This window comes from Pseudomonas agronomica (assembly GCF_025917275.1).
In the GTDB taxonomy this organism is placed as follows: domain Bacteria; phylum Pseudomonadota; class Gammaproteobacteria; order Pseudomonadales; family Pseudomonadaceae; genus Aquipseudomonas; species Aquipseudomonas agronomica.
In genome coordinates, this window is sequence record NZ_JAOSHO010000265.1 from 1 (window position 1) to 7,044 (window position 7,044).

General features: G+C 62.8%; 6 protein-coding genes. All 6 read right to left on the reverse strand.

The features are described from left to right. Positions 1 to 51: 51 nt before the first annotated feature. The 6 genes from OC610_RS17735 to OC610_RS17760 all read right to left on the reverse strand — a co-directional run bounded on the left by OC610_RS17735 (position 52) and on the right by OC610_RS17760 (position 6,903). Positions 52 to 1,059: an AAA family ATPase gene (locus OC610_RS17735; protein WP_264429432.1), complete on the reverse strand. Its 1,008-nt coding sequence runs from the start codon at positions 1,057 to 1,059 to the stop codon at positions 52 to 54. Positions 1,060 to 1,175: 116 nt separating this feature from the next. After that, complete coding sequence (locus OC610_RS17740; protein ID WP_264429434.1) at positions 1,176 to 2,363, reverse strand: Fic family protein; 1,188 nt, start codon at positions 2,361 to 2,363, stop codon at positions 1,176 to 1,178. 161 nt (positions 2,364 to 2,524) lie between these two features. Beyond that, a complete protein-coding gene (locus OC610_RS17745) occupies positions 2,525 to 3,688 on the reverse strand; it encodes a DUF4350 domain-containing protein (RefSeq protein ID WP_264429436.1) in 1,164 nt (387 codons plus the stop codon). Continuing rightward, positions 3,685 to 5,220 (reverse strand): DUF4129 domain-containing protein, encoded by a 1,536-nt coding sequence (locus OC610_RS17750; RefSeq protein WP_264429438.1) that lies wholly within the window; start codon positions 5,218 to 5,220, stop codon positions 3,685 to 3,687. The genes OC610_RS17745 and OC610_RS17750 overlap by 4 nt, the downstream gene beginning before the upstream one ends. After that, positions 5,207 to 6,181 (reverse strand): stage II sporulation protein M, encoded by a 975-nt coding sequence (locus tag OC610_RS17755; protein ID WP_264429441.1) that lies wholly within the window; start codon positions 6,179 to 6,181, stop codon positions 5,207 to 5,209. Before OC610_RS17755 ends, OC610_RS17750 begins: the two co-directional genes overlap by 14 nt. After that, complete coding sequence (locus tag OC610_RS17760) at positions 6,178 to 6,903, reverse strand: RDD family protein (RefSeq protein ID WP_264429443.1); 726 nt, start codon at positions 6,901 to 6,903, stop codon at positions 6,178 to 6,180. Before OC610_RS17760 ends, OC610_RS17755 begins: the two co-directional genes overlap by 4 nt. Positions 6,904 to 7,044 lie beyond the last annotated feature (141 nt).

The following is a 7,044-nucleotide window of genomic DNA, read 5'->3' on the forward strand; positions in this document are numbered from 1 at the left end:
CGGGAGCAAGCTCCCTCGCCACGCAAAACGCTTCGGTCAGGGAAGGCTTCATCACAACCGTGGCGCCGACACTTGATCGAGCAACTGCCCCAGCACCTGATCCACCGAAAGCCCCTCGATATCCAGCTCCGGCGCCAGCCGTACGCGATGGCGCAGCACGGCCAGGGCGCAGCCCTTGATGTCGTCCGGCACCACGAACTCGCCGCCGCGCAGCAATGCCCGTGCTCGGGCGCAACGCACCAGTGCTATCGAGGCACGGGGCCCCGCGCCGATCGTCAAGCCTGGCCAGGTGCGGGTGGCACGGGCCAAGCGCACCGCGTAGTCGAGCACCTGGTCGTCCATCGGCAGGTCGCTGGCGATGCGTTGCAGCGCTTGCACGTCCTTGGCCTGCAACACCGTGCGCAACGGCTGCACATCAAGCATGTCGGCGCGGGTCGAGCGGCTGACCTGGCGCACCATGTTCAATTCCTGCTCGGCGTCGGGGTAATCCATGCGCACCTTGAGCATGAAACGGTCGAGCTCGGCCTCCGGCAGCGGGTAGGTGCCTTCCTGTTCGATCGGGTTCTGGGTGGCCAGCACCATGAACGGTTGGGCGATCGGCAATGCGCGACCTTCGAGGGTGACCTGGCGCTCCTGCATGGCTTCGAGCAGCGCCGCCTGGGTCTTGGCCGGCGCGCGGTTGATCTCGTCGGCCAACAAAAGGTTGGTGAACACCGGGCCCTTGCGCAGCTTGAACTGCTCGGTCTGCAAGTCGTACACCGCGTGGCCGGTGACGTCGCTGGGCATCAGGTCGGGCGTGAACTGGATGCGCGCGAACTCCCCGCCGAAACAGCGGGCCAGGGCGCGCACCAGCAGCGTCTTGCCCAGCCCCGGCACGCCTTCGAGCAGGACATGACCGCCGGCGATCAGTGCCGTGAGCACATCGTCGATCACCGCGACCTGGCCAACCACGGCCTTGTGCAGCTCGGTGCGGATCGCCTGGGCCAGTTGACTGGCGCGCTGGCGTTGCTGGGCGGCGTGGGCCTGGCTGTCTGAGGGTTCGTTCTGTTCAGTCGTCAATTCAGGCGTTCTCCTAACGGTTGGATCCTATGACTAGCGGCATTGACGCAGCGACATGACCGGACGCTGTCATGCTTTGCAGTGTCGAGCGCTGACGACTGAGTCGCCGGCACACCTTAGCCCATTTGAAAGTGCAGGTTCGGGAAGATCAATCCGGCGAAGCGTGCGGGCAAACCCGCTTCCACCGTTCGGGACCGGGGCGTACTGCTGACGACGATCCCCGCGTCGACCAAGCGGCTCAGCTCTTCGGTTGCGAGCCGATCCTTCAACCCTGTAAACACTTTGAACTCCGCACGCGGCATCGCGCCTTGAGTGAGAAGCGCCAACACGGCCGCAGCGCTGGTGGGTCGGATGCCGGCACGGCGAAGGTCGGGATCCGTTGAGAACACATGAACCACCTGCTCGCGCAGCCTGGCTGGGTTCAACGAGGTCGTCATGTACTCGATCTGGTCGTGGCACACATCCAGCATGAATTCAATGAAGTTGAAGTAGTGGCGCTGTGAGAGTTGGCCGCGCCCGTCATAATCACCTTCGCGAGCGCGATCAGCCAAGGCCAGGAAGCGATAATACTCATCCTGCCTGCGAGCCAGGCCACGAGCCAGGGACCAGAGGAACGGTTTCAGCCCGAGGTGAACAAGTTGCAGGTGGGTGAGCATCCGAACCACTCGACCATTACCGTCAAGGAAGGGGTGAACAAGCGCCACCCGGTGATGGCCCGCCAAGGCAGCAATCAATTGGCGTCGCGGATCCTTGATTCGTCCGTAGTGCAGTTGCAGATGCTCAAGCATGGGCAGTACAACCGCCGCAGCCGGAGCGACATGCGCGCCGACCTGGACCTGTTCGTTCTCTTCGGCCCGCAGCCTGCCGGGTTCCATCAGGCGCCCATCGCTTAGGGTCAGTTCTTGGGTGGAAGCGTCCTTGAACAGTCGACGATGGATGGTTGCGATCAACTTGGGATCGAACAGGGCCGAGAAACTGTGCGTTGGCCGCATGTGAAGCAGCCGCTCCATCACCTCCTGCTGAGTCATGTGCTGCACAGCCAGCTCTTTGAGTTCCTTTCTTTCCCGTTTCGGTGTCGTGCGAGCAAGCTGAAGGTCCGCGATCTCGGTTCGATGCCCTTCGATCAGGTTCGAGTAGTAGGTATTGGTGATGCGCAACAGGCTCGCCAGTTGCCTGGAGGTCTCATCGGCTAGCCGTCCGGCCAGAAATTCTGCCTTGCGCGGCAACTGATCCGCGCTCTGAATGATCGAGTCGGGCAAATTCTCTGGCAGTACGGGGTCAAGGTACGCTTTCGATGTGATCATCGTTTTGTTTCCAGCGAACTCGAACGGCTATTCATTTTGGGCGATACCTGCGGAAATTTTTGCGGAAAATAAACGACCTGTTATGCCCGTAATTACTGGGTAAATCGACCTGTAAGATAGATTAATCGCAAGCTTTTTGCGGATTTTTTTGCGGATAAAATCTATAAGGCATTCCTGAGGGTTTGCAAAAGGGCGACCTGGCGGCAGAACTCGGCGCTGGACAGGCGTTGTTTCGGCCGGGGACTGAGGGCCTGGCTGATGGCTCGCGTCGGTTGCCGTGACAGGCGGGCAAGCACTTGCCATTGTTCGGCGACGACCAGTTGTTCGAAACCGGGGTGAAGTTGACGAGCCCGGCGCAATACGTCCTGCTGCAGGGTGTGTAGCAGGTGTTGCTGGCCGGTGTGGCGCAGGTGGAACGCGGCGCTGGCGTGCAGGTGTTCCTGCAACTGGCGTCGGGCCTTGGGCGCGGGTTGTTGCAGCGGACCATGGCGTACCGCCGAGCGCCAGAGCCAAAGGGCGATCAAGGCCAGCAGTGCCACGATGGCTTGGGGGAAGTAGCGCAGCAGCAGGGTCAGCAAGTTGTCGTGGTCGGTATTGAACAGCAGCGTGACGTCCGTGTCGGCGCTCAGGTACCAGAGCAGCCAGGCATTGTCATACTGGTCGATGTGCTCGTTTTTCCACAATTCGGCATCGGTCAGCACGGTGATCGTGCCCTGGCCGTAGTTCAGTTGCATCAGGTGGGTCGCCGCCTCGCTGTTGGCCCACGCCTGGGCGAGGTTCAGCGGGTCTTCGAGGTGGAAGTCCGTGTCGAAGCCGAGGTAGGCCGGCGCCTCTTCGTCTTCCAGGTACAGTTTGGTCAACTCGGGGTACGGGTCCTTGATCAGCTCCGGCTCCGGTGCCTTGAGGTCCTTGCTCAGCAGTTGGCGCAGCCGCACGCGGTCCAGCAGCAGGTCGCCGCTGCTGCTCGTGCTGTCATCCCACAGGGCTTCGGCGACGAACAGCAGTCGGCCGCCGGCGCGGGTCCAGTTCATGACTTGATCGACGTCCCGTGGCGTCATGTTGCTTCGCTCCCCCAGCAGCAACAGTGTGCGTTGGCGCGGCTCCAGCGTCGGCAGGACGTCCAGGCTGTTGGCGTGCTCGACGTTGATGCCTTGCTGGCGCAGATAGTGTTCGGCGGCCAGGTAAGGATTGGCCTGGGCTTCAGGGGACGGGCCGTGCTCGATGACCTCTTGGTACGGCACGGCTTTCACGTACAGGAAGATCGCCAACACGCCGCCCAGCACGGCAACCAGGGCGCCCACCAGCCATCCCGCGCGCCGGCTCATCGGGAAGCTCCCGGACCGAACAACCCGCGCCAGCCGTCGCATAGTTCCTGTTGCAGATGAGCCGGTGGCGTCCGGTGTCCATAGGCGATGTTCTGCCAGTGCAGGGTCAGGTCCTTGCTGAAAGCCATCAGCTGTTCATGCTGGAGTTGCTCTACGCGTTGCAACACCTGGCCTTCGGTGTCGGACGGTTTCAACGGGACGCTGAACCCATGGTGCAAGCGGCTGAGCAGGGCCCGATAGAGCAGCCCCAACGCCTCTCGGGGAGCGCTGGACCACAATTGCTCAGCGCTGGTCGCCACGTCGTCCGGCAGGCTTTCTTCACGGATATCCAGGCCGAACATCCGTGCTGGCGTCGGCCGTTCCATTACCGGCCCCTTCGCCGATCGCCGGTTCACCAGGGCGTTGAGCCTTTCCCGATAACGCCAGGCCAGCAAGGCGAGCGCACCCACCAGGGCGGCCCAGAGCAAGACCTGAATCAGCGCAGCGACCGTTTCGAAGCGTTTGGCACCCCAGTTGAACATCGATTTGAGCCAGCCCGGGGCTTCGTCGGTCTCGGCCGGCTCAGGGGCCTCTTCGCCAAAGCGATAGCGCGTCACGGTTTGCGGGTTCTTGAAGGGCGGGGCGTCGAGGATGGCCTTGATGCTTTCGCGAGAGGCTTCGCTGGTGACGGGTTGGTTGAGCAGGCGAGGGCTGTCCGGTGCGGTGCCGTCTTCGGCGGCCCGGGCGGGCGGCGCCAGCGGCAGCAGCATCAACGTCGCCAGCATCAGCAGCGGGGCGACCGCACTCAGGCGCTGGCGCAGGCGGCGGAACACCAGTTCGATGTCCCAGGCTTCGAGAATCGTGCGTCGATTCAGGTAGAGGCTGAAGCCGCAGGCGACGTAGATCGGCTCCCAGATAATCAACAGCAGCGGATAGAGAAAATTGAGCAGGTGTTCGAGCCACAGCCAGTCGTGCTCGGCGACGGCGACCAGGGTCTGCCAGTCCCATTCCAGTTCGACTTGTTGCGGCACGAATAGATAGAACAGGGCCATCAGGCCAAACCACAAGGCCGTTTCCAGATGCACGCCAATGATGGTCAACCACTGGGCCGCGCCGCCGTTGCGTTGCAGCAATACGCGCAAGCGTTGTTCCCGTGCTTCCCCGGCGAGCCCTTCGAGTTGCACGACGGGCATCAGGAAGCTTCGGCTCAGGCTCAGCCGGCGCCAGGTCAGGCTCGCCAGCAACTGGGGCTTGAGCAGCGCCGGCCATTGGCGCAACGCCTGTTTCAAGGTGGGGGTCTCGCCAAACAACGCCTTGGACACGATGTACAGGGGCAGGCGGTCAAACGCTGGTTTCAGCCACCAGAACAGAAACACTACCAGGGACGGTGAATCCCACAGCAACAGGCTCAGCAACGCATACACCGGCAGCGTGACGATGGCCCAACTGGTCATCAGCAGCCGTCGATGCTGCTGGGCCATCAAGACGCCCAGGTCCATGGCTTCCCACGTGGTGCGCGGTCGGATGGTTACGGTGACGTCACTCAGGCGCATGCTGGCCTCGCCCGGCAAACAGCAGGTAACCCAGCACCAACAGCCACAACAACGTACCGACGGCGTACTTGGTGACGGTGGTCACTGCGCTCGAGGACCAATAGGCCTCGATGAACGCGGCGATGAGCAGGAAGAGGATCACGCCGCCGATCATCAGCACGCTTTTGCCGGCGGCGAGTCGCAAGGCTTCGCCCCGGGTGAGGCGTCCCGGTGCGATGAGTGACCAGCCCAGTTGCAGGCCCGCGGCGCCGGCCAGGGTAATGGCGGTGAGCTCGAAGGCACCGTGGCCGATCACGAATGACCAGAATGTCCCGCCCGAGCCGATCTGGGTCAGGTGCCCGGCCACCGCGCCAATGGTCAGGCCGTTGAAGAACAGGAAGAACGCGCTGCCCAGGCCAAACAGCAAGCCGCTGGCAAAGGTCTGAAAGGCAATGCCGATGTTGTGCATGATGTAATAGCCGAACATGACCCAGTCTTCGCTGGCGGCCCGCTCGATCGAACGTCCCAGATGCCCGGCCGCCGGATCGTACATGCTGCGGATCTGGCTGATCTCCTCGACGCCTAGCAGGCTGTAGACCAGCTCTGGAAACAGATAGACCAACAATCCGATGGCGGCCAGGCTGCCCAGGAACATCACGGCGGCCGCGAGTACGAATCGCCATTGTTCGCGGACCAGGCGTGGGAAACCGGCAAGGATGAACGCCGACAAGCTCGCCGTCGGCCGACTGCGGTCACGGTAGAGCTGTTGGTGGCCGCGCAACGCCAGTTGTTGCAAGGTGTCCACCAGCAAGCTGCTGTAGCCTCGCGCCTGGGCCAGCGCCAGGTGATGGCAAAGCCGTCGATAGACATGGGGGAAGTCGCTGCTCTGGGCAACGTTGCTGTTGCGCTCCAACTGGTCGAGCAGGCGGGACAGGTGTTCCCATTCCCCATGGTGGCGACTTTCGAAAAGGCTTTGCTTCATGTCGGCCCCAGCAGGCCACGGGCGATGCCATTGAGTTCGGCCACGGCGCCGGTGGGGTGCACCTTCAGCGGGACGGCCAGGATCGTTGCCAGTTCAGTGACCCGTGCTTCGGAAAGTTCGCCCTGGCGTTCGGCGAAACCCAGCACGGCGCGTTGTTCGGCCAGGCCCAGGGCAAAAGGCGAGCGCAACGCTCGGGCCGATGGCAACTCGGGGCGCTTGACCGGTTGCTCGCGATAGACCACCAACGTGCCGGCCGCCAGGTCGCCGAGGCGTTTGAAGGCCGGATGTTGCAGGCAACTGATCGCGCCGAAGGCGTAGCCAAAGGGCAGCATGTCGACGAAACGCAGCAGGTTGCGGATCAACGAGGCGGACCAGCCGATCGGCCTGCCGTCGTCCTGCACCACGCGCAACCCCATCATTTGCTTGCCCGGCGAGCGGCCCTGGTTGAACAGTTCGAACAACACCATGTACCACCAGCTGATAACGAACAGCAGGATCGATCCCAGGCCGATGCCCAGTTCGCCGAAAAATGCCAGGACGAAAAACAGCAGCCCCAGCACGAGTCCGCGTATGCCCAAGTCGATGGCGAAGGCCAGCGCACGGGGCATCAGCCCCGCCGGGCGCAGTGGCAGGTCAATGCCCTCGGGCGTTTCGACCTGGTAGCGCGTGTCCAGGGGGAGCGGCAGCGGCGCGTTCCTTTGCAGTGCTGGTGTCTCGAGCATGGGCAACCTGTGATGGGCCGTTCGAACGTTCGATCTCGGCCCAGATGCTAGCAGTCTTCGGGCGGGCAAACGATAGAACTGTGCAGGTCATTCATGGTTTGCAACAGGATTCGTAGGCACCGCAGATCTATTGTGGGAGCG